We start from the raw sequence: 19,968 nt of genomic DNA on the forward strand, positions 1-19,968 counted from the left end.
GGGCCTCTTGCGTTTCAGGGGCGTACAGCAGCGAAGTACAGCAACGGCGTCAGCCGGCGCCGCCCATGGCATCGGACAGCTTGCCGAGCGCGGCTCGCACTTCTTCCTCGCTGGCTTCGGCGTAGACCTCCATCGTCATGGCGATCTGGGAGTGCCGGAGGATCCGCTGGGCGATCTTCGGATGGACCTTGAGCGCGACCAGGAGCGAGCTGCACGTGTGCCGGGTGTTCCGCAGCGGGATGAGGCGGACGCCGGCGCGACGAGCCCGCAGCGCGAACATCCGGGTGAGGTTCCCCGGCTCGATCGGAGTGCCGTACTTCGTGGTGAAGACCAGCCCGTGCGTGTCCTGCCACAGCTCACCGGCCGCCTTCCGGTCACCGATCTGCTGAGCCCGCCGCATGCGGAGGGCCTTGAGGCACAGCGCCGGGAGGGGAAGGAAGCCGTCCGACTCCTCGGTCTTGGTTTCCCGGTGGAGGATCTGCCGCCCGGCCCGCTGGATCTGGTGATCCACGTAGATCTCACCCGCGTCGAAGTCCACCGACTTCCAGGTGAGTCCCAGGACCTCCCCCCGGCGCAGGCCGAGGCAGAGCACGAGCATCCAGGCCGCGAAGAGGTGATCGTCCCGCGCGGCGCAGTCGGCGAGGAACCGGCCCGCCTCGGCGACCGACCAGGGCTTGATCCGGCGGCGGCGCGGTTTGGGGACCTTCACCAGCGAGGCGACGTTCTTGCCGATCTCCTCTTCGGCCACGGCATGGGTCAGGGCAGCACGGAGGGCGTCACGTGCGGCCTGGACGACCCGCCGGGACGGGTAGGCCTCACAGCACTCCCCGACGGCGCAACACCGCTGCCGTGCCTTGGCCCCGCTTGGCGTCCTTGCCCTGGGCGCAGCACTGGCAGATGCCGGCCAGCTTGGTCAGCCACTCCTGGACGTCCCGGACGGTCAGCTTGTCGAGTCGCTTCGTGCCCAGGCGCGGGTTGATGTAGAGCCGCACCGAGCCCTCGTAGGACACGTACGACAGCGGGGCCAGGTTGGGCTTCACGATCGACTCAAGCCAGTAGGCGAGGAACGCCCGCACCGTGTGGTGCCGGGTCTGCACAGGGCCCTTGCTGGCTTCGCTGTGAAGCTTGATCCACTTCTCGTGGGTCTCCTCACGCGTCTTGCCGTACACGTACTTCCGCTTGCGATCGCCCTCCGGAGTCGTGCCCTAGACGTAGGCCGCGAAGCCGTTCTTGTACGGGTAGATGGACCCCTCGCCGTTCGCGCGCTTTCCGCTCATGCCGCCCACTCCTCGGTCTCGGAGGTGCAGCGGGCCACGTACTCGTCCACCCAGGCCGGGAGGATCCGGCGGTTGCGGCCGATCTTCACGGACCGGATCTCGCCGCTGAGGATGAGTGCCTTGGTCTTGGAGAGACCGAAGCCGAGCATCTCGGCGACTTCGGCCGTGGTGTGCCACTTACGGGTGATGGTCACCGTGGTCATGCGGTGGGCTCTCCTTCCGTTCCGGGAGCGGGTTCGAGGGATGCGGCAAGCCAGGCTTCGGTGTCGGTCAGGCCGGTGCCGGCGAAGACCCAGTGGGCGAGGACGTACGTCGTGTTTGCCGGGCGTTCGTCGGTTGCTGCCTGGGTGCGGCGCCATGCGGCGCGGGCGTCGCGGAGGGCGCCGAGGGTGGTGGAGTAGCGGCGGGACTTGGTGGAGAAGTGGCCGCGGAATCCGAGCATGTGGGCCCAGGCACGCAGGCGGAGGTGTTCCAGGTCCTTGCGGGCGCCGAGGGTCCAGGCGGTGCGGATGAGGCGGCGGGCGTGGTCGCTGATGTCGAGCTGGGCGAGTTCGGCGGCGAACTTGAGCGGCCGGTCGAGGGCGCCCGTCGCGGTCTCGGCGCCCTTGGTGGCGTACTTGGCGATGTACGCAGCCACGGCGCGCTCGGTCAGCTCCTGGCCGTCGTTGAAGTCGGCGGAGCGGATGGCGCGTACGTCGAGCTGGCGGCCGAAGGCGAAGGTGTGGGCGCGGCCGTCGATGACCGGGCCGTCGACGCGTGCCCTGGTGGCTGCCGCGTGGATGGCGTCGGTGAGGAGTTCGGCGGTGGCCCAGGGCGGGGGCGGGGTGTCGGCGCCGCCGGGACCGTCGAGGCGGATGACCGCGTGGAAGTGGACGGCTCCACGCTTCTGGTACTCGGCGACCTTGGCGAAGGACACGCGGGCGTGGTCGCGGAAGCGGCGTTGTGACAGGCCCGCGCGCTTGGCGACCTCGCGGCGGAGGTGGATGGAGAAGCGGCGCCAGAGCTGTCCGGCGTGGGCGTTCCAGAGGACGGCTGATTCGTAGTCGTAGGTGTCCGGGTCGAGTGGGGTGCCGAGTGTGGTGTCGTCCTGGTCGTGATGGGTGCCGCAGCGGCAGGGGCGGCCGTCGGTGCGTCGGTTGTGGACCGGGCCGAAGCCGGGGGCGGTGAAGGTGGCGAAGACGCGGGGGTGTGCGGCGACATGTTCCGGGGTGCCTTTGCCGCCGCGCAGTCCGGCGGTGATCAGGTGGAAGGTGTCGCGGCGGTAGACCTCGGCGCAGGCCGGGCAGCGGGTGGTGCGGCGGTTGTTGCAGCGGACGAGGAGTTGGCCGGCCGGGAGGGCGGTCGAGTCGAGGTGGTGGAGGACGCGGCCGATCTCTCCGGTGGTGGTGTCGATGTCGTACTCGGTGCGGTGGCCGTCGAGGCGGATCGGGTGGGTGCAGCCGCCGAGCCCGGAAAGCTGCGCAGGATGCCCGGCAGGCCGCCGTTTTCGGCCAGCCTCGCGAGTTCCGGGAGCGGGGGCGGGGTGGTGCGGGTGAAGATGGCGGTCTCCTTCTGACTGCATCGGTCAGGGGTGATGGGCCCGGGGCGGCCGGATGCTTGGCCGTGTCGCGGCCGTCCCGGGTGCGGTCGGACGGGTCAGCGCCGGTGCTGGTCGCGAAGCAGGGAGCGCAGGACGACGGTGGCGACGGCCACGGAGATGGCCGTGACGGCGACGGCGGCCAGGAGCGCGGTGAGGACGACTCCGCCGACGAGCAGGGCCACGACCGTCTTCTCATCCACGGGAAGGGACGCGAGGCCGCGTCGCGCGGGTGCCGGATCGGTGGGCGCGTGGGTGTGGGCGGACGGCGGGGTCGGGTTCTCCGGGTACTTGGGCAGGAACACGGCTTGGCCTTCCATATCTACTCGTCTAGTCATGTGAGCCGTTTACGACGCCGACGCCGGACCGCGTACCGGACTCGATGGCGGGGGCGAGAAACGTGTGCGAGAGCCAGAAACCGAACAGCGCGATGAGGACGACGATCCAGGGGCGGACGCCGAGGAACTTGATCGCTCCCCAGACGAAGAACCCGAGAATGAGGACGAGCGGCAGGCTGACGGTCACGGTGGTCCGGGTCCTTTCAGCGGACAGGGCAGCGGTGGGTGCGGGCGGCCAGTTCGGCGGCGGCGCGGCTGTCGTAGTCGGCGGAGAAGCCGCAGCGCGGGGCGGTGCAGGCAGCGGTGTGCTTCTCGCGGCCCCGGTTGTCGTAGGAAGTGCCGACCTGGACGGGGCCGATGCGGGTGACATTGCGGAAGCTGCGGTTGGCGGACACGCGGTCTCCTCTCAGAGGCGGGTGGCGATGGCTTCGGCCATCGGCGCGGGGACGCCGAGGCGGGCGCGGAGGGTCGGTGTGTCGATGGGGGCACCGGTACGGGCGTGATGCTCGGCGGCGACCTTGCGGGCGTGGTCGACCAGGGCGGACGGAACGGGTACGGGTGTCGGTCGTGGCGGTGTCTCGATGGCGGGTGGGACAGGCGCTTCCGGTTCGGGGGCGGTTTCGGGCTCGTCCACCTGGTCCTCGGTGACTTCGGTGTCGGTGTCGGTGTTCGGTTTGGGTGCGGAGTGGGCGAGGAGGGTCCCGCCGAGGAAGGCGATGGCGGGCCAGCCCGCGACGAGGATGCGCAGCCAGGCGGGAACGTTGCCGAGGTCGAGGAGGCCGGCGGTGGCGACGTTGGCGCCGAGGGAGGCGGCGAGGGCGATGACGAACCAGCACCAGGCCGCGGCCTTGCCGTTACCGGAGCGCAGTCGACGCCAGGCGGCGACGAGCAACAGGTCGACGGATACGGGATAGGCCCATGCTTTCCATCCGTCCTGTCCGGCCGCCACGGCGACATCGTGGAGGTGGGCGAAGGACAGCGCGGCGGCGATGAGCGCCTGGACGAGCACCGCGTCGACGCGGGCCAGGTGGGCGCGCATGATGCGGCTCCTTCCGGAGTCGGGCGGGGGTAGGTCAGTCGGTGACCGGGTGGGGCAGGACGACGGGGGCCGCGTGCTCGACCGGACGCTCGGGCACGTCGGGGCGGAAGGGCTCCAGCGCGGGCAGGTCGGGCACCAGTCCGGCGGACGTGCGGCAGGTCTCGGCCGCGTCGGTGAGGGAGAGGTACGGCGTGCGGATGCGGGACCAGCCGCCGGAGGTGTCGCCCGCCACGGCCAGACCGGGCCGTTCGGGAGGGATGGAGCAGGCGGCCATGGCCGCTTCAGGGGCGATGTCGCCGAGGGCCATCTTGGCTGAGGCTTCGTCGTTGACGCGGTGGCAGACGCGGCCGGTGAGCTGGGCGCGGAGCATGGTGGCGCCCTTGCCGAGTTCGGCGCCGAAGCGCTGCCCGCAGACCTCCAGGTACATGCCGGCGGCGCGGCCGAGCTGGGCGAGCCGGATGAGCTGGGTGACCATTTCGTCGCGGCGTTCCTCGTCCTTCTTCGTGGCGACGAGGAAGAGTTCGGCCACCTCGTCCACGAACAGCACGACGGGCACGGGGCGCTCCTGCTCGGGCAGGCCCCAGATGTCAGAGGTGATCTCCTCGTCCGGGGTGCCGGGGGCGATGCCCTGCCGGGCCTTGATCAGGTCGTATCGGTCCTCCATTTCCTTGACCAGTACGGGCAGCAGTTCGGCCGCCTGTTCCGGGTCGGTGGCCAGCGCGGAGAGCCGAGGTGCGAAGGGAGCCAGTTCGACGCCCCGCTTACAGTCGATGCCGACCAGGGCGACGGGCTGAGGGGCGAGGCCGGCGATGAGGTGGCGCAGGTACATGGACTTGCCGGACAGGGTGGCGCCGAGGGTGAGCTGGTGGGGGATGGTGCGGTAGTCGCGTACGAACGGCGTGGCGTCTTCGCGCAGGGCGACCGGCACTTTGAGGAAGCCGTCCGCGATCTTGCGCGGCATGCGGACCCGCCGTAAGACGTCGTAACCGACGAGCCGCAGCTCGATGACACCCGGCTTGACCGGGGTGACGTAGACGGCGTGGACGCCCCAGGCGTGCCGCAGCCGTTCGGCCGAGGCGGCGAAGTCGGCGGGTTCCTGGCCAGGGGCCAGGCGGAGGCGTATCCGCAGCCCGGTCGTGGTGGGCCGGAGCAGGCCCCGGCGAGGCGGTACGGGCCGCACCTCACGCCGGGTCATGGCCTTGGCCGCGAGCACCCGGAGCCGGGACGGCGCCACGGTCAGGCCGCACGCCTCCATCACCGAGCCGTACGTGCTGAGCAGCCGGACCGTGGACACCGGGAGGCCGACCGTGGACCAGTACGCCGCCGGGTGCTTGGCCCGGGCGTAGGCGGCCCCGCCGCCGAGCGCGGCGACAGGACCACCCACTTCCAGAAGCGTCGTCAGGTCGGACATCAGGCAGCGGCCCCGGTGACGACCGGGAAGGCGGCGGGGGTGACGGCGGCGGCGCGGTAGGCGATGCCGTGGCGCTGCTGGCCGTTGAAGACGGACTCCCACGGCCGGGCGACCAGGCCCGGCAGCGAGACCGGTGCCCCCAGCGTCAGCCCCTCGGAGATGCCGCCCTCCGGGACGGTGACCTTGATGAGCGAGGACTCGCCGTCCTCGATGTAGACGACGCCGATGGTCATCAGCGCCTCACCGCTGTTGGCGTCCTTGGCGATCTCGCCCGACTGCCGGTCGCGGATTTTCGGCTCAGGTGCCTCGGTGAGCAGGATCGTGGCGCCAGAGGTCTCCACGCGGATGGTGCGCAAGACATACTCCTATCTACTCGTCTATACAAGATGGGTCCTGCGAATCCCTTGATCGGGATCGCGGAATCACCTTGCCACACAACTCGCCCACTCGTCTATACGAGTAAGCGTGTTGGGGTGTACGAGTTCGGGAGAACGTCCCCGCGCACCACCGCAAATCGTGACGATCAGGTCGCCGGAAGCTGGTACGAGAGGACGTACGCGTCCGCCGCCATCACCGTGTCACAGACCTCCACGGCCCGCCCCTCGGTGTCGAAGGCGGTCCGGATGAGGTGGATGACCGGGACACCGGCGGCCAGCCGCAGCGTCTTCACCTCGGCGGGCGAGGGCATCCGGGCGCGGATCTCCTCGTCGAAGTGGTCGAGGCGGTGGCCCAGCTCCTCCAGGCGGGCATAGATGCCGCCGGGGCCGGGGTTGGGTTCGGCGATGGGGGTCCCGCGGGCGATGTCGAGGGGGAGGTAAGAGGTGGCGAACTCGACCGGCCGCCCGTCGAGCAGGTACCGGCGCCGTCGGGCCAGGACTCGCCGCACGGAGCCGAGCCGGGTGGAGATGTCCTGGCTGGCCTTCTCCTCCTTGACCTCCAGGCTGTCCACCTGGGGGTGGCCGCCGGCCGCGTCGGCCTCCACGATGAACGCGGACTTGCCCTGTTCCCGGTGACGGCGGGCGAAGCGGTCGGAGGCGAGGCGCCTGACGGGCGGTCGTGGCCGTACGAAGACTCCCCGGCCGTGCTCGGCGTGGACCAGGCCCTCGCCCTGGAGGATGGAGAAGGCGTTGCGGACCGTCATCCGGGACACCCCGAAGTGGTCCACGAGGTCGGCTTCGGAGGGCAGCTTCTCGCCCTCGCGGAATCGCCCACGGTCGATGGCCTCGCGCAGCTGGTCGGCGATCTGCCTGAAGACCGCACGATCGCTCGTGGGGTCGAGATCACCGAGGAGGCCCGAAGAAAGAGGGCTCACGTGAGTACTCCTTTAGGTATCTAGACGAGTGGGCGAGTGCTGTTGCTACGGTGGAGAGCCTAGCCAGCCGAGAGGGCCGAGGAACGTGAGCACTGAACGCCCGCACTCCGTGAGCGTCGCCGGGGTCGTCGTGGACGACCAGGGCCGGGCCCTCCTGATCCAGCGCCGCGACAACGGTCACTGGGAGCCGCCGGGCGGTGTCCTCGAACGCGAGGAGACCATCCCGGAAGCCCTCCAGCGGGAAGTCCTCGAAGAGACCGGCATCAAGATCGCCCTTCCGGCGACCCTGACCGGCGTCTACAAGAACATGAAGGGCCTGATCGTCTCGCTGGTCTTCCGCTGCGAAGCCGCCGACGGTGTGCCCACCACCGGTGACGAGACCCGCGCACTGCGCTGGGCCACCCGCGAAGAGGTCACCGAGCTTGCCGACGAGGCGTACGCGATACGCGTCCTTGACGCACTCGACGCTACGGCCCCGCCGGCCGTTCGCGCCCACGATGGCGTGAAACTCGTCTAGCCCGAACCCGCTGCACATGGCGGCCTACCAGCACGAAGGAACTTGTATGCACGAGTATACGAGTACAGCCCGGGTCTGGGGGCTGAGTTGCCCAGGATTCCCGGAAGAAGTGAGCCGGGCCCGCCGCTGGACCCGCGACATCCTGCGCGACTCCCCTCTGGCCGACGACGCCGAGCTGATCGTGAGCGAGCTGAGCACGAACGCGATCCGCCACACGGCCAGCGGCTGGGAGCCCGGCAGCTTCCACCTGGCCGTAGCGGTCTCGGCCCAAGTGGTCGCGGTCTCGGTCACGGACGATGGCGGCGCGGCCACGGCCCCGAAGGTCGAGCACCAGGACCAGGACGCCGAGCACGGCCGGGGCTTGGGCATGGTCAGCGCCCTCGCCCATCGGGTCGTCGTCCACGACACCGACCAGGGCCACACGGTCACCGCCGAGCTATACGCCGACGCACGGCTGGGAGGCCGACGATGCTGATGAAGCTGCCCCGGTGGGGGTTCTGGTGCGAGTGCTGGACGGAGAGCCTGACCGAACAGGGCCCGCCGGCACTGGTGGCATCGTTCGACGCCTACTCCGCTCCACAAGCGGACCGTTGGGTAGCGGTCGCCCTCGAAACGATTTTCCCGGCACTGGACGCGGACGCCTCCAGTGCAGCGTGGGAGTGGATGTATGACGGCAGGATCGACACCCGACGAGCCCTGCTGCGGGCCGAGCCTTGCACGGTGTCACTGACCCACGCCGGCACCCGCATCACCTGGACGATCCGGCCGGCGTTCTTCCTGCCCCTCGCGCACCGCCAGGGCACCGAACTCCCAGCATGCGCACACGACTTCACGCCCCGCTCGACAGACTGAGTTACAACTTTCTCTACTGGTTCAAGGCGGCTCGCTCCGCTCACCGCGCGCGGCCCGGCCCCCGGCCGGGCCTGCGCTCCTGTCTCCGCCCCGCTCCAGCCCGGCCGGTGCCCGCGCCGCGAGCACACCAATCAGCCGCTTGCCGCCAGAGAAGGGGTACGTCGTGGCTGGGGCGGTCGGCTCCGCGGCTTTAGGCAGCCACTTTGGCGCGAGCCTCGAAGATCATGGCCCCAGCGTCGTGCTTTACCGGGCAGGTCCACAGACTGCCCGACGCGCCGGAAGCTTACGGGGCCATGATCACTCGCGCCAAAGCAGCTCCAGCCCAAAGCCGCTGCACCGACCGCTTGCGCCGACTTGCTGAAGAATTCCCCGGACTAGCACCTGGCCTTGACCTTATCCTCATTGGTGGCCGAGCCACGAAGACACGGGGTGCTCAATGAAACCAACCGATGAGCCTGACGCGCCAGCCTGGGGACAGCTCAGAGATGGCCTTACACTTGACGCACTGCAGGAAGCTGTAGAGAAGTCCGGCTACCCCCTCCAAAGCACGATATTCCAACTGCTTGAGCAAGATTTCAGGGTGCAGCAAGAATGGGGGTTCAGGGACCGACTATCAGGAGAAATGCGTTCAATCGATCTAGTGGCTAGACGGGAACTAGAACACACTCCTCCCCAGGAGTCTCGCATTCGACCGACACTCACGGTGATGATCGAATGCAAGCAGTCGAACCTTCCCTACGTTTTCTTCTCGACCAGTCCAGCACCCTGGAAACTCGATCTGCCCACCATCTGCGGTCTAGGCATTAAAGAGGTCGTCGTCACGACAGACGATAACCCTTCTTCTTGGCATTTCTCCGTATCGGAGGCACTTGACCTCACCCTGCACCCATTCCACAAAGTTGAGGGTTTCTCTATTGTCAGCAAGTGCGCAAGGAAGGGTCCACGTCTCGAACTATCGGGAATTGACGCATACAACGGCATAGTAATGCCACTGATTAGTGCCGCGACCCACTTCATCGAAGCTTCGCGACCGCCGACAACCGCCCATTGGTTCGATGCCTACCTAGTATGCGCAGTAGCTGTTGTGGATGCACCCATGATAGTTGCGACGAACAACTCATCCGGCGTAAAACTTGAAGCGAGACCATGGTGCAGGCTATTCCGGCATGAACCGAAGGATCTTGGTGAGTTTTTAGGAGAAGCCGGAAGGCATCTTGCGGTCGACGTGGTCCACAAGGACTTCGCCGCTCAATATTTCACCGATCATTTGCTGCCATTCGCGGAATACTTCCGCGAGGGGGCTTTAAGGAACCATGAAGTTCTAGCCACGGGCGAAGGCTTCATTGAAGGTCATGAATTCAATCCTGAAAGCCTTAGGGACTTCCTGAAGCCCAAGGCAGGTCACGGCTCTTAAAGTTGACCAGAGAAGCTGCCACTGGAGTTGTAAGCGATCGCTGGGCCCTGTTGCATGCCGTTAGCAGTGCACAGCGATTAGCAGGCACAGCGATCGAACTCCACAGCACGTCTTAGCACGTATGCAGCCATGCCCGATCCGGCTGCCGGAACCGACCAGGCCGCCTATCGGCGGCCGTGATCCAGCACGAGAGGCCGGCCTGGCATCAGGCGATGCCAGATGTCGGCGAATGACGGCGGCCTTAAGCGGAAGCTGTGGCCGACGGCAGTGCCGACAGCACTGACGGCTACGGTGGCGGACGGCAGCACCTTGTTCCCCGACCACTGGCGGCGACACGGGCGGCCCGAACAAGATGCCAGGGTCGCAGGAGCCATGCACGCGCGCACGCGCTTTATTTGATCAGCGTGACCGTCTCTCGCCACCACCAACTTCGCGGGATAGCGGTGGGCGGGCGGCTGCTGACGGCGGGCCGACGCGCAGTGCAGGGCCGTCCCTGGGCCGTCCGAGGTCACCCAACGCCAACCGACAACGACAGAAGCCCACGGCATCCGAGCTGGTCGGAGCCCTGGGCTTCGTCAGCCTCGCTGGTGAGCGAGACAAGTGATCAGTAGACCGGCTACTGAGAGAGCTGCTGCCCAAGATCTACCGCGTGGCTGCTCAGCCGACGCCCCTTGACCCTCGCAGCAGCAGCGAAGTACAGCAACCTCACCGTCCCGCGCCACCCATCGGTGCCCCCAGCCATCCGCCGCACCAGCCCAGGAGACCTCGGCAACCACCATGCCCATAGTTCGCATCAAGGGGATAGGTCGGCAGAAGTGCCTTCACTCGGTCATAGGACTCCGGTGACCTTACGAGATATCCAGGCCGGGAATTTCGTAGTGCGGGTCAGGAAGTGACACACCCCATCTAGCGAGTGCGTCGTTAATTTCCTTGGCCAGCCGCAAAGAGGTATCGCGGCGAAGATGAGGATTTAGCCCCCCATCGCGTGACGCATCATAATCGGGCATGAAAGGCCAGAGGTCAACTTTCCTGGGATCGATGCCCAGCAATGAGCACACATGCCTCAACCCAGAGTCCACGTGGCCACCTTTGCCTCGCTCGGCAGCGAGTCTTCCGCAGAGATCCATGAGGGCATACCCCTTGGGTGACACTTCATAAATGGTTCCCGATTTTCGAGGATCCGGGCTTCGGACGATGAATCCCGTAAGGTTCAGACGGATGATCCTCTCCTTTACCGGAGCGACCCCGACGCCCATCCGCTTTCCGAGCTTCGTGTAGTTATCAAAGCCAGATGCTTCGACTTGCGCCAATACGGAGAGACTGAGGCCACACATTCCACTCCACGTTGCAAAGGAAGCCACATCACTCTCAGTGATGCCACCAAGAACGACTGCAAGCAGGAGATCACGGGACAACGAGTTTTCAAGATCCGAGTAAACTAGACTCCTATGACTCTCCGAGTCAGCGTCAAAGTCTTCTGGAACCCAGAATACGCGCAGCCGGTCAAGCCTGTCCGCCAGCCCGGCTTTTTTATAGTCGGAGATAGCCTCGTACAGCACCGCCTTATTCTTCATGGTAGTGCGGGCAACATAGACGAGAATATCTGATTCCGCTTCAGAAAGCAGCATTCTGATATCTTTGTCGATACCCTCGTTATGCTTCCAGAGCGTCTGCCCCGAAACAGCCCTCTTCCAATTGGTGGCGAGATCGCAAGCGAAATCAAAACGTTTACGATCCGCCTCTTTGTATGCGTAAAGACGAGACTCCGATGTATTCTCAAGAATTTGCAGAACTGCATCGGAAAGAAAAGCGTGCTCGGCCGACTCCGCCACTTTGCCCCTCCCAGGTTGCCGCCGTCAGTTGGATGGTACGAGGCGCCACTGACAGATGGGCTTGGGAGGTGAGCCGACGTGGAAGCCCTTCACGGCCGGTGCACATTCGCTGCGCCGCTCCCCATCAGTCGAATACGTGTCGACGTTGCCGATCAGCGACTCAAAGGCGAGCACTCCCCCGCAGGTCAGAGCCGTACCGCCGCCGAAGCGCTCGGGGTCCTTCTAAGCGCCTGCATGCAGGGGTGCCCGCCGTCAGCGAAGCGGTCATGCCATAGGCGTGCCAGATCGTGGGGGGGACCACGGGGAACACGGGGGATGCAAAGGACGTGCCGCCGGTCGGCGACAGCCTTCCGCAGCAGGCCAGCCCGGCAACGAGCCCTGGACCACATCAGCTTCCCAAGCTGAGGGCTCCCACCATCGTCACGGGCCGGCCGTCGCGACTTGCTCTGGCCGACGACGGGGACAGCGTGGATGAGGCCGGTGGGGGCAACGAGACACACGCGCGCCTGGTCGGTCGGCGAACCCACCGTTGTAGCTGACCTTCGGTGGCTGAGGTCAGAACCACGCTTCAACCTGGCCTCACGCCGATATTCAGCCATTCTATTGCTGTCACGCCTGGTGACGGCCAGCGCAAAAACGGACGTTCTTGCCATGGCGTATGCGGATCAGGCATATGGCGTGCGGATTCCGCATAGGCAGAGGCTACGCAGAGTGCTCATGTTAAATGACTTGACATCCGAGAGTGATTGGTGGGCTGTTCGCGGAGGGATTTCAACGGTCGATCCCCTGCTACGTTCGCGTTCGCAGCGAAGAGCGCCCACCGGTACCACCCCAGCTTGCCGGCGCGGACAGTACCGATGGGCTTCAAACCCAACTTGAAGGGTTCAGTGATGAGTGTGTCCCCCATCTCGCACCCCATGTCAAACCCGCGCCCCCAGCTATGGCTAATCACAGTCATCGTGGTGGTTGTGATCATCTCTGCCCGCGCGGCTCAGATCGTCAACGCGTACGTGGACGCAACCGCATTCCTCACCTTGGTGCTTGGGGGGTTCAGTACAGCAACGAAGTACAGCAACCCCAGCAACCGACCATGACCGGCCCTGGCTCGGAGGGACCGCGTGGTGGCCTCTATGACCCCCGCTGACCGATCTCTGTAGAGCTACGGATCAGAAGGTTGCAGGTTCGAATCCTGCCGAGTGCACAGCACGTCAGAGGCCCTGTGGAGTGATCCACAGGGTCTCTGGCTTTTGCCTTGGCGGTGGCGGACATCCCTTACCCTCGCCACTGATGGCACGCGTCTGGAAATGTTCGGGGATTCGCTGGTCGGCGGACGGTCCGGTGTTGGTGTGGGGTGGTGGGCGGGGCAGCGCGCTGCGGTGGGGGAAGCGGGTCGCCTTCGCTGTGCCGGAGGGGGGTGTGCGGGGGTGTGCCGGGGTGCGGGGGAACGAGTGTGCGGTGCGGGCCGTCGTGCCGGGGCGGAGTACGGGCGGGCGCTGCGAGGAGTGCGCGCGGCTGGCGCGGGCGCACTCGGTGGCCGCCGACACGGTCGCGGACGACCCCCGGCCGTACCGGGTCTACCTGGCCTGGTTCGGGCCGGGCATGGTGAAGGCCGGCATCACCGCCGTGGAGCGGGGGCCGGCCCGGCTGCTGGAGCAGGGCGCCGTCTGTTTCAGCTGGCTCGGCACCGGCCCGCTGATGGCCGCGCGGCGCGCCGAGGAGTTGCTGCGGGCCGCGCTGGGCGTGCCGGACCGGGTGCCGTACACCGAGAAGCGGGCGGTGCGGTCGGCGCTGCCGGGCACGGCGGCGGAGCGCGCCGCCGAGCTGCGGGAGCTGCACGCGCGGGCCGTCGCGCTCGCCGGGTGGCCGGAGTCGCTGCGGCCCGAGCCCTGCCACGTCGTGGACCACGTGGGGGTGTTCGGGCTCGCGGGGATTCCGGAGGCGTTCGGTGAGGTGCTGGAACTGGTGCCCGGCGGGAGCGTGCGCGGGGAACTGGTCGCGGCCGCCGGGCCCGATCTTCATCTGGCCGTCGGCGGGCGCGGGGCCGTGGTTCTGGACACCCGGCTGATGACGGGGTGGGAGCTGGTGCCGGCCGAGTCGGCGGTGGACGGATGCGCCTTCCCCGTCCGGGAGTTCGGCAGGGAACCGGACGGGCTGTTCTGACGGCGGGGCGCCACCGGATGCGGCTGGCGAACGGCTCCCGGACGGCCGACGGACGGCTCCGGACGGTTCCCGGGTGTTTCTCAGAGAAATCACAGACTCCGGAAAGCGTCTTCTCAGAGCGCCCCGACAGGGTGGCCGGCATGACCACGACCTCGCCCCAGGGGCGCACCGAACTGCTGAGGCCGGACGGGAGCCCCGTCCGGGTGCTTGTGGTGGACGACGAGCTGTCGATCACCGAACTACTGAGCATGGCCCTGCGCTACGAGGGCTGGCAGATCAGGAGCGCGGGCGACGGACAGGGGGCCGTCCAGGCGGCCCGCGAGTTCCGGCCCGACGCCGTCGTGCTCGACATGATGCTGCCGGACATGGACGGCCTGTCCGTGCTCGGGCGGCTGCGGCGCGAACTGCCGGACGTGCCCGTGCTCTTCCTCACCGCCAAGGACGCGGTGGAGGACCGTATCGCCGGGCTCACCGCCGGCGGCGACGACTACGTCACCAAGCCGTTCAGCCTCGAGGAGGTCGTCGCCCGGCTGCGCGGGCTGATCCGCAGGTCGGGCGCCGCCGACCGGAGGTCCGACTCGGTGCTCGTCGTGGGCGACCTGACCCTGGACGAGGACAGCCACGAGGTCTTCCGGGGCGGCGAGTCCATCCACCTGACCGCCACCGAGTTCGAGTTGCTGCGCTTCCTCATGCGCAACCCCCGGCGGGTGCTCAGCAAGGCGCAGATCCTGGACCGCGTGTGGTCGTACGACTTCGGCGGCCAGGCCAACGTCGTGGAGCTGTACATCTCCTACCTGCGGCGGAAGATCGACGCCGGCCGGGAGCCGATGATCCACACGCGGCGGGGTGCCGGTTATCTGATCAAGCCCGCCGCGTCGTGAGCGGGTGGCGGCGGCCCGGTCCCCGACGGCGCCGGGCGGGTCAGCCGCGCACCCTGCGGACACGCCTCGTCGTCGCGTCCGTGACGCTGATCGCGGTGGTGTGCGCGGTGATCGGTACGGTGACCACGCTGGCGCTGCGCTCGCACCTGTACGAGCAACTGGACGGCAAGGTCACCGAGTTCGCCCTGCGCGGGGCCGGGCATCCGGAACCCGGCGGCGGTGCCGGCCCCGGGGTGCCCCGCCTGCCGGACGCCGTCACCCCGGACACCAAGGTGGAGAACCTGCTGACGAAGGGGCCGACCCCGTTCGGCGCCGTCGCCGCCTACGTGCGCGGCTCCTCGATCGGCAGCGCGGCCGTCGCCCGGCGGCAGAACGACGACAACGGCTTCTTCAAGCGGTCCCGCGCCGACAGCCTGACCAGCGCGCAGAAGACGGCGCTCGGCACGGTGCCGCGGGACGGCGCCGCGCACACCGTACGTATCCCGGGCCTCGGCGACTACCGCGTGAAGTACATGGCGAGCCAGAACGGCACCGACGCCTTCTACGTGGCGCTGCCCACCAAGGACACCGACGACAACATCAACACCCTGATCCTGGTCGAGGTCTGCGTCACCGCCGCCGGACTCGTCGCCGCCGCCATCGCCGGCTACGTGCTCGTCGGCGTCGCCACCCGCCCCCTGCGCAGGGTCGCCGCCACCGCCACCCGGGTATCCGAACTGCCCCTGCACAGCGGCGAGGTGAACCTCAGCGAACGGGTCCCGGAGGCGGAGTGCGACCCGCACACGGAGGTCGGCCGGGTCGGTGCCGCGCTCAACCGGATGCTCGACCACGTCCACGGCGCCCTGCACGCCCGGCAGCAGAGCGAGACACGGGTACGCCGGTTCGTGGCCGACGCCAGCCATGAGCTGCGCACCCCGCTCGCCTCCATCCGCGGATACGCCGAACTCACCCGGCGCGGACACGAGGAGATCGGACCCGACACCCGGCACGCCCTCGGCCGGATCGAGTCCGAGGCCGGGCGGATGACCCTGCTCGTGGAGGACCTGCTGCTGCTCGCCCGGCTCGACGCCGGCCGTCCGCTCCAGTGGGAGCACACCGACCTGGTCCCGCTGGTCGTCGACACCGTCAGCGACTCCCGCGCGGCGGGCCCGGACCACACCTGGCGGCTCGACCTGCCCGACGCCCCGGCCCCGGTCTCGGCGGACCCGGCCCGGATCCAGCAGGTGCTGGTCAACCTGCTGGGCAACGCCCGCAAGCACACCCCGCCCGGTACGACCGTCACCGCGCGGGTGCGCCGGCACGGGCCGTGGACGTGCGTGGACGTGGAGGACGACGGGCCGGGCATCCCGGCGCCGCTGCTGCCGCACGTCTTCGAGCGGTTCGCCCGGGGTGACTCCGCGCGCTCCCGCGCCACCGGGTCCACGGGCCTCGGGCTCGCCATCGTGCAGGCCGTGGCCGCCGCGCACGGGGGCACCGTGACCGTGGACAGCGCGCCCGGCCGCACGGTGTTCACCCTGCACCTGCCCGCTCTGCCCGCTCTGCCCGCTCTGCCCGCCCTGCCCGCCTCGGACGCCGGGGGGCCGGTCCCGCACCCGCACTCACAGCCGCAGCACAGCGTCACCACACGGGCACGACAGGGGGCCTGAGAAGAGTCGGTGCCATGCGAACCGACTCTTCTCCCGGCACCCTGCCGGCGCGGGATCACCTCCCGGCCGGAGACGCCGGTACGCCTGTCCTGGACGTAGTGATCCCCGTCTACAACGAGGAGAAGGACCTCCCGCCGTGCGTGCGCCGGCTGCACGAGCACCTCGCGCGCACCTTCCCGTACGCCTTCCGCATCACCATCGCGGACAACGCCTCCACCGACACCACCCCCCTGGTGGCGGCGCGGCTGGCGGCCGAGATTCCCGAGGTGGGCACCGTACGGCTGGAGCTGAAGGGCCGGGGACGGGCGCTGCGGACCGTGTGGTCGGCCTCCGACGCCCCGGTCCTCGCCTACATGGACGTCGACCTGTCCACCGACCTCAACGCCCTGCTGCCGCTGGTGGCGCCGCTGATCTCCGGCCACTCGGACCTGGCGATCGGTTCCCGGCTGGCCCGCGCCTCCCGGGTCGTACGCGGCCCCAAGCGGGAGTTCATCAGCCGGGCCTACAACCTGATCCTGCGCGGTTCGCTCCAGGCCCGCTTCTCGGACGCGCAGTGCGGCTTCAAGGCGATCCGCCGGGACGTGGCCCAGGCGCTGCTGCCGCTGGTGGAGGACACCGGCTGGTTCTTCGACACCGAGCTGCTGGTGCTCGCCGAGCGGGCGGGCCTGAGGATCCACGAGGTGCCGGTCGACTGGGTCGACGACCCCGACTCCACCGTGCACATCGTCAGGACGGCCACCGAGGACCTCAAGGGCGTGTGGCGGGTCGGCAGGGCCCTGGCGACCGGTTCGCTGCCGCTGGACCGGCTGGCCCGGCCCTTCGGCGACGATCCGCGCGACCGCGAGCTGACCGACGTGCCGCACGGCCTGGCCCGCCAGCTCGTCGGCTTCTGCGTGGTCGGCGGCCTGTCCACGCTCTTCTACCTGCTGCTGTACAGCGCCTTCCGGCAGGCCGTCGGCCCCCAGACCGCCAACGCGCTCGCGCTGCTCGTCTCCGCCGTCGCCAACACGGCCGCCAACCGCCGGCTCACCTTCGGGGTGCGCGGCCGGGGCGGCGCGGTCCGCCACCAGGCGCAGGGCCTGGTGGTCTTCGGTATCGGCCTCGCCCTGACCAGCGGCTCGCTCGCCGCCCTGAACGCGGCCGGCGACAGCCCGGCGCACTCCACCGAACTGGCGGTGCTCATCGCCGCCAACCTCGCGGCGACCGTGCTGCGGTTCCTGCTCTTCCGCGCCTGGGTCTTCCCGGACCGGACGGAGCCCGGCCCGCTCCCGACGGCCACCGCACCCACCCCGTCCCCGACGGCCACCGCGCCGACCCAGCCCCCGCCCCCGTACGCCTGGCCGCACCAGGCCCCCACCCACCCGCACGGCACCGAGGCCACCACCCGCCTCCACGCCGCCGAGGCCACCACCCGCCTCCACGCCGCCGAGACCACGGACGCCACCGCGCGCCCGCGGCCGGCGCGCCCGTACTCCACCGACCCGGGGGACACCCGATGACCACCCATGACGCCCCGCCGACGACCGCGCCCGGCGCCACGACCGTACGGGAGCCGGCCGCCGGGCCGGGGCTGCCGTTCGTACGGCGGCTGTGGCGCGGCCGGCCCGAGGACCCCCGCTGGGCGCGCCCGGCCCTGCTGGTCCTGCTGGCCGCCACCCTGCTGCTCTACCTGTACGGCCTCGGCGCCTCCGGCTACGCCAACTCCTTCTACTCGGCGGCCGTCCAGGCGGGCAGCACGTCCTGGAAGGCGTTCTTCTTCGGCTCGCTGGACGCGGGCAACGCCATCACCGTCGACAAGCCGCCGGCCGCGCTGTGGCCGATGGCGCTGTCCGTGCGCCTGTTCGGCCTGAACTCCTGGGCCATCCTGGCGCCCGAGGTGCTGATGGGCGTGGCGACCGTCGCCGTCGTGTACGCGGCCGTGCGCCGCCGGTTCAGCCCGGTGGCCGGTCTGGTCGCGGGTACGGTGCTGGCGCTCACCCCGGTCGCGGCGCTGATGTTCCGCTTCAACAACCCCGACGCGCTGCTGGCCCTGCTGATGTCGGCGGCCTGCTACCTCGTCGTGCGCGCCCTGGAGGACGGCCGGACCAAGTGGCTGGTGTGGGCCGGGACCGCGGTCGGTTTCGCGTTCCTCGCCAAGACGCTCCAGGCGTTCCTGATCCTGCCGGCGCTGGCGGTCGTCTACGCGGTGTGCGCCCCGGTGCCGCTGCGCAGGCGCTTCGCCCAGCTGGCGGCGGCGACGCTCGCGCTGGTCGTCTCGGGCGGCTGGTGGGTCGCGGTCGTCGAGCTGTGGCCGGCCTCCTCCCGCCCGTACATCGGCGGTTCGCAGCACAACAGCTTCCTGGAGCTGACCTTCGGCTACAACGGCCTGGGCCGGCTGAACGGCGAGGAGACCGGCAGCGTCGGCGGCGGTGGCGGGCCGGGCGGCGGCGGAAGGTGGGGCGAGACCGGCTGGGACCGGATGTTCAACTCCGAGATCGGCGGCCAGATCTCCTGGCTGCTGCCCACCGCGCTGATCCTGCTCGCCGCCGGCCTGGTGGCCACGCGCGGGGCCCGCCGGACCTCGGTCACCCGTGCCTCGTTCCTGGTCTGGGGCGGCTCGCTGCTGACGACCATGGTGGTGTTCAGCTACATGGCGGGCATCTTCCACCAGTACTACACGGTGGCCCTCGCCCCCTACCTCGCGGCCGTGACCGGCATGGGCGCCGGGCTGCTGTGGGAGCGGCGGCGCGCGGGGTGGGCGGCCGTCACGCTGGCCGCGTCCCTCGTCGCGGCGGCGGCCTGGGGCTACGTCCTGCTCCACCGCACCCCCGACTACCTGCCCTGGCTGCGGTGGCTGGTCCTGGTCGGCGGGCTGGCCGCGGCGCTCGGCCTGGTCTTCGCCGGCCGGCTGCCCCGGCGGCTCGCCCGCGCGACGGCGGCCGTGGGCCTCGTCGCCGCGCTGGCCGGACCGGCCGCGTACACCCTCAGCACCGTCCGGCAGGGCCACACCGGTTCGATCGTCACGGCGGGTCCGGCGGGCGCGAGCACGATGCGCGGCCCGGGCGGACCCGGTGGTGGCCGCGCCTGGGAGGGCATGCCCGGCCAGGGCCGGCAGAACCAGCAGGGTCAGCCGAACGGCAACGGCTTCCCGGGCGGCGGCTTCCCCGGCGGCATGCCGGGCCGGAACCAGCAGAACGGCACCGGCCGGAACCAGCAGGACGGCACCCCGCAGAACGGCACCGGCCAGAACCCGCAGAACGGCAACCCGCAGAACGGCAACCCACAGAACGGCACCGGCTTCCCCGGCGGCGGCCGGACCCGTGAGGGCGGCATGGGCGGCGCCGGCGCCCTGCTGAACGGCGCCGATGTGCCGGCCGAGGCGAAGAAGCTGCTGGAGAAGGACGCCGGTGACTACACCTGGGTGGCCGCCTCCATCGGTTCGCAGAACGCGGCGAGCTACCAGCTGGCCACGGGTGAGGCGGTGATGGCGATCGGCGGCTTCAACGGCACCGACCCGTCCCCGACGCTCGCCCGGTTCAAGAAGTACGTCGAGGACGGCAGGATCCACTACTTCATCGCGGGCGGCGGGATGGGCGGTGGAATGGGCGGCGGCAACGGCACCGCCTCCGAGATCAGCTCCTGGGTGCAGAGCACGTTCACGAAGGTGACGGTGGGCTCGGCGACGTTCTACGACCTGACGCGGAAGGCGGCCGACTGAGCCCGGAGGCCGACCG

At 69.3% G+C, this 19,968-nt stretch carries 18 protein-coding genes and 2 pseudogenes; 9 read left to right on the top strand and 11 right to left on the bottom strand.

The annotated features are described in order from the left end of the window. Positions 1–49: 49 nt before the first annotated feature. The 10 genes and pseudogenes from Srubr_RS32055 to Srubr_RS32100 all read right to left on the bottom strand — a co-directional run bounded on the left by Srubr_RS32055 (position 50) and on the right by Srubr_RS32100 (position 6,953). Positions 50–1,277, bottom strand: a pseudogene (locus Srubr_RS32055) (site-specific integrase). After that, positions 1,274–1,480: a helix-turn-helix domain-containing protein gene (locus Srubr_RS32060; protein ID WP_167513005.1), complete on the bottom strand. Its 207-nt coding sequence runs from the start codon at positions 1,478–1,480 to the stop codon at positions 1,274–1,276. The pseudogene Srubr_RS32055 and the gene Srubr_RS32060 overlap by 4 nt, the downstream one beginning before the upstream one ends. Continuing rightward, positions 1,477–2,771, bottom strand: a pseudogene (locus Srubr_RS32065) (replication initiator). The gene Srubr_RS32060 and the pseudogene Srubr_RS32065 overlap by 4 nt, the downstream one beginning before the upstream one ends. 141 nt (positions 2,772–2,912) lie before the next feature. Then, positions 2,913–3,158, bottom strand: coding sequence for a SpdD protein (locus Srubr_RS32070; RefSeq protein ID WP_189995301.1), 246 nt, complete (start codon positions 3,156–3,158; stop codon positions 2,913–2,915). A gap of 25 nt (positions 3,159–3,183) precedes the next feature. Next, positions 3,184–3,378, bottom strand: coding sequence for a hypothetical protein (locus tag Srubr_RS32075; RefSeq protein WP_086700605.1), 195 nt, complete (start codon positions 3,376–3,378; stop codon positions 3,184–3,186). Positions 3,379–3,394: 16 nt separating this feature from the next. After that, positions 3,395–3,586, bottom strand: a complete 192-nt coding sequence (locus tag Srubr_RS32080) for a mobile element transfer protein (protein ID WP_014673670.1) — start codon at positions 3,584–3,586, stop codon at positions 3,395–3,397. An 11-nt stretch (positions 3,587–3,597) separates the two neighbouring features. Then, positions 3,598–4,230 carry a DUF2637 domain-containing protein gene (locus tag Srubr_RS32085; protein WP_189994759.1) on the bottom strand — a complete coding sequence of 211 codons (633 nt, stop codon included), beginning with the start codon at positions 4,228–4,230 and terminating at the stop codon, positions 3,598–3,600. Between the two features lie 34 nt (positions 4,231–4,264). Beyond that, a complete protein-coding gene (locus Srubr_RS32090; RefSeq protein ID WP_189994757.1) occupies positions 4,265–5,641 on the bottom strand; it encodes an FtsK/SpoIIIE domain-containing protein in 1,377 nt (458 codons plus the stop codon). After that, a complete protein-coding gene (locus Srubr_RS32095) occupies positions 5,641–5,997 on the bottom strand; it encodes an SCO3933 family regulatory protein (RefSeq protein WP_189994755.1) in 357 nt (118 codons plus the stop codon). Before Srubr_RS32095 ends, Srubr_RS32090 begins: the two co-directional genes overlap by 1 nt. 167 nt (positions 5,998–6,164) lie before the next feature. Further along, entirely contained in the window at positions 6,165–6,953 is a 789-nt protein-coding gene (locus Srubr_RS32100) for a GntR family transcriptional regulator (RefSeq protein WP_086696535.1), read from the bottom strand. Between the two features lie 109 nt (positions 6,954–7,062). Here Srubr_RS32100 and Srubr_RS32105 point away from each other — a divergent pair, with 109 nt between their 5' ends. The 4 genes from Srubr_RS32105 to Srubr_RS32120 all read left to right on the top strand — a co-directional run bounded on the left by Srubr_RS32105 (position 7,063) and on the right by Srubr_RS32120 (position 9,736). Continuing rightward, positions 7,063–7,470: an NUDIX hydrolase gene (locus Srubr_RS32105; protein ID WP_189995299.1), complete on the top strand. Its 408-nt coding sequence runs from the start codon at positions 7,063–7,065 to the stop codon at positions 7,468–7,470. A 46-nt stretch (positions 7,471–7,516) separates the two neighbouring features. Beyond that, complete coding sequence (locus tag Srubr_RS32110) at positions 7,517–7,945, top strand: ATP-binding protein (RefSeq protein WP_189994753.1); 429 nt, start codon at positions 7,517–7,519, stop codon at positions 7,943–7,945. Beyond that, complete coding sequence (locus tag Srubr_RS32115; protein ID WP_189994751.1) at positions 7,939–8,322, top strand: hypothetical protein; 384 nt, start codon at positions 7,939–7,941, stop codon at positions 8,320–8,322. The genes Srubr_RS32110 and Srubr_RS32115 overlap by 7 nt, the downstream gene beginning before the upstream one ends. A gap of 706 nt (positions 8,323–9,028) precedes the next feature. Then, positions 9,029–9,736, top strand: coding sequence for a hypothetical protein (locus Srubr_RS32120; RefSeq protein WP_189994749.1), 708 nt, complete (start codon positions 9,029–9,031; stop codon positions 9,734–9,736). An 848-nt stretch (positions 9,737–10,584) separates the two neighbouring features. Here the strand turns inward: Srubr_RS32120 and Srubr_RS32125 are convergent. Further along, on the bottom strand, positions 10,585–11,568 hold the full coding sequence (locus tag Srubr_RS32125) for a hypothetical protein (protein ID WP_189994748.1): 984 nt from the start codon (positions 11,566–11,568) through the stop codon (positions 10,585–10,587). Between the two features lie 1,287 nt (positions 11,569–12,855). Between Srubr_RS32125 and Srubr_RS32130 the strand changes: the two genes are divergently transcribed. The 5 genes from Srubr_RS32130 to Srubr_RS32150 all read left to right on the top strand — a co-directional run bounded on the left by Srubr_RS32130 (position 12,856) and on the right by Srubr_RS32150 (position 19,952). Further along, the gene (locus Srubr_RS32130; protein WP_189994746.1) at positions 12,856–13,728 is read left to right on the top strand and encodes a DUF2797 domain-containing protein; all 873 of its coding nucleotides are present in this window, start codon (positions 12,856–12,858) and stop codon (positions 13,726–13,728) included. Between the two features lie 140 nt (positions 13,729–13,868). Next, on the top strand, positions 13,869–14,609 hold the full coding sequence (locus tag Srubr_RS32135; protein ID WP_189994743.1) for a response regulator transcription factor: 741 nt from the start codon (positions 13,869–13,871) through the stop codon (positions 14,607–14,609). Continuing rightward, entirely contained in the window at positions 14,606–16,255 is a 1,650-nt protein-coding gene (locus Srubr_RS32140; RefSeq protein WP_189994742.1) for a sensor histidine kinase, read from the top strand. The genes Srubr_RS32135 and Srubr_RS32140 overlap by 4 nt, the downstream gene beginning before the upstream one ends. 14 nt (positions 16,256–16,269) lie before the next feature. Continuing rightward, a complete protein-coding gene (locus Srubr_RS32145; RefSeq protein ID WP_189994739.1) occupies positions 16,270–17,754 on the top strand; it encodes a bifunctional glycosyltransferase family 2/GtrA family protein in 1,485 nt (494 codons plus the stop codon). Then, complete coding sequence (locus Srubr_RS32150) at positions 17,751–19,952, top strand: glycosyltransferase family 39 protein (protein ID WP_189994737.1); 2,202 nt, start codon at positions 17,751–17,753, stop codon at positions 19,950–19,952. Before Srubr_RS32145 ends, Srubr_RS32150 begins: the two co-directional genes overlap by 4 nt. Positions 19,953–19,968: the final 16 nt, after the last annotated feature.

The organism is Streptomyces rubradiris, assembly GCF_016860525.1.
Classification (GTDB): domain Bacteria; phylum Actinomycetota; class Actinomycetes; order Streptomycetales; family Streptomycetaceae; genus Streptomyces; species Streptomyces rubradiris.

What these genes read in the sequence shown, in the direction of transcription:
- Srubr_RS32110 (WP_189994753.1), top strand. Translation starts at nt 7,517, where the DNA reads ATGCACGAGTATACGAGTACAGCCCGGGTCTGGGGGCTGAGTTGCCCA.
- Srubr_RS32085 (WP_189994759.1), bottom strand. Translation starts at nt 4,230, where the DNA reads ATGCGCGCCCACCTGGCCCGCGTCGACGCGGTGCTCGTCCAGGCGCTC.
- Srubr_RS32145 (WP_189994739.1), top strand. Translation starts at nt 16,270, where the DNA reads ATGCGAACCGACTCTTCTCCCGGCACCCTGCCGGCGCGGGATCACCTC.
- Srubr_RS32060 (WP_167513005.1), bottom strand. Translation starts at nt 1,480, where the DNA reads ATGACCACGGTGACCATCACCCGTAAGTGGCACACCACGGCCGAAGTC.
- Srubr_RS32135 (WP_189994743.1), top strand. Translation starts at nt 13,869, where the DNA reads ATGACCACGACCTCGCCCCAGGGGCGCACCGAACTGCTGAGGCCGGAC.
- Srubr_RS32130 (WP_189994746.1), top strand. Translation starts at nt 12,856, where the DNA reads ATGGCACGCGTCTGGAAATGTTCGGGGATTCGCTGGTCGGCGGACGGT.
- Srubr_RS32090 (WP_189994757.1), bottom strand. Translation starts at nt 5,641, where the DNA reads ATGTCCGACCTGACGACGCTTCTGGAAGTGGGTGGTCCTGTCGCCGCG.
- Srubr_RS32120 (WP_189994749.1), top strand. Translation starts at nt 9,029, where the DNA reads ATGATCGAATGCAAGCAGTCGAACCTTCCCTACGTTTTCTTCTCGACC.
- Srubr_RS32115 (WP_189994751.1), top strand. Translation starts at nt 7,939, where the DNA reads ATGCTGATGAAGCTGCCCCGGTGGGGGTTCTGGTGCGAGTGCTGGACG.
- Srubr_RS32150 (WP_189994737.1), top strand. Translation starts at nt 17,751, where the DNA reads ATGACCACCCATGACGCCCCGCCGACGACCGCGCCCGGCGCCACGACC.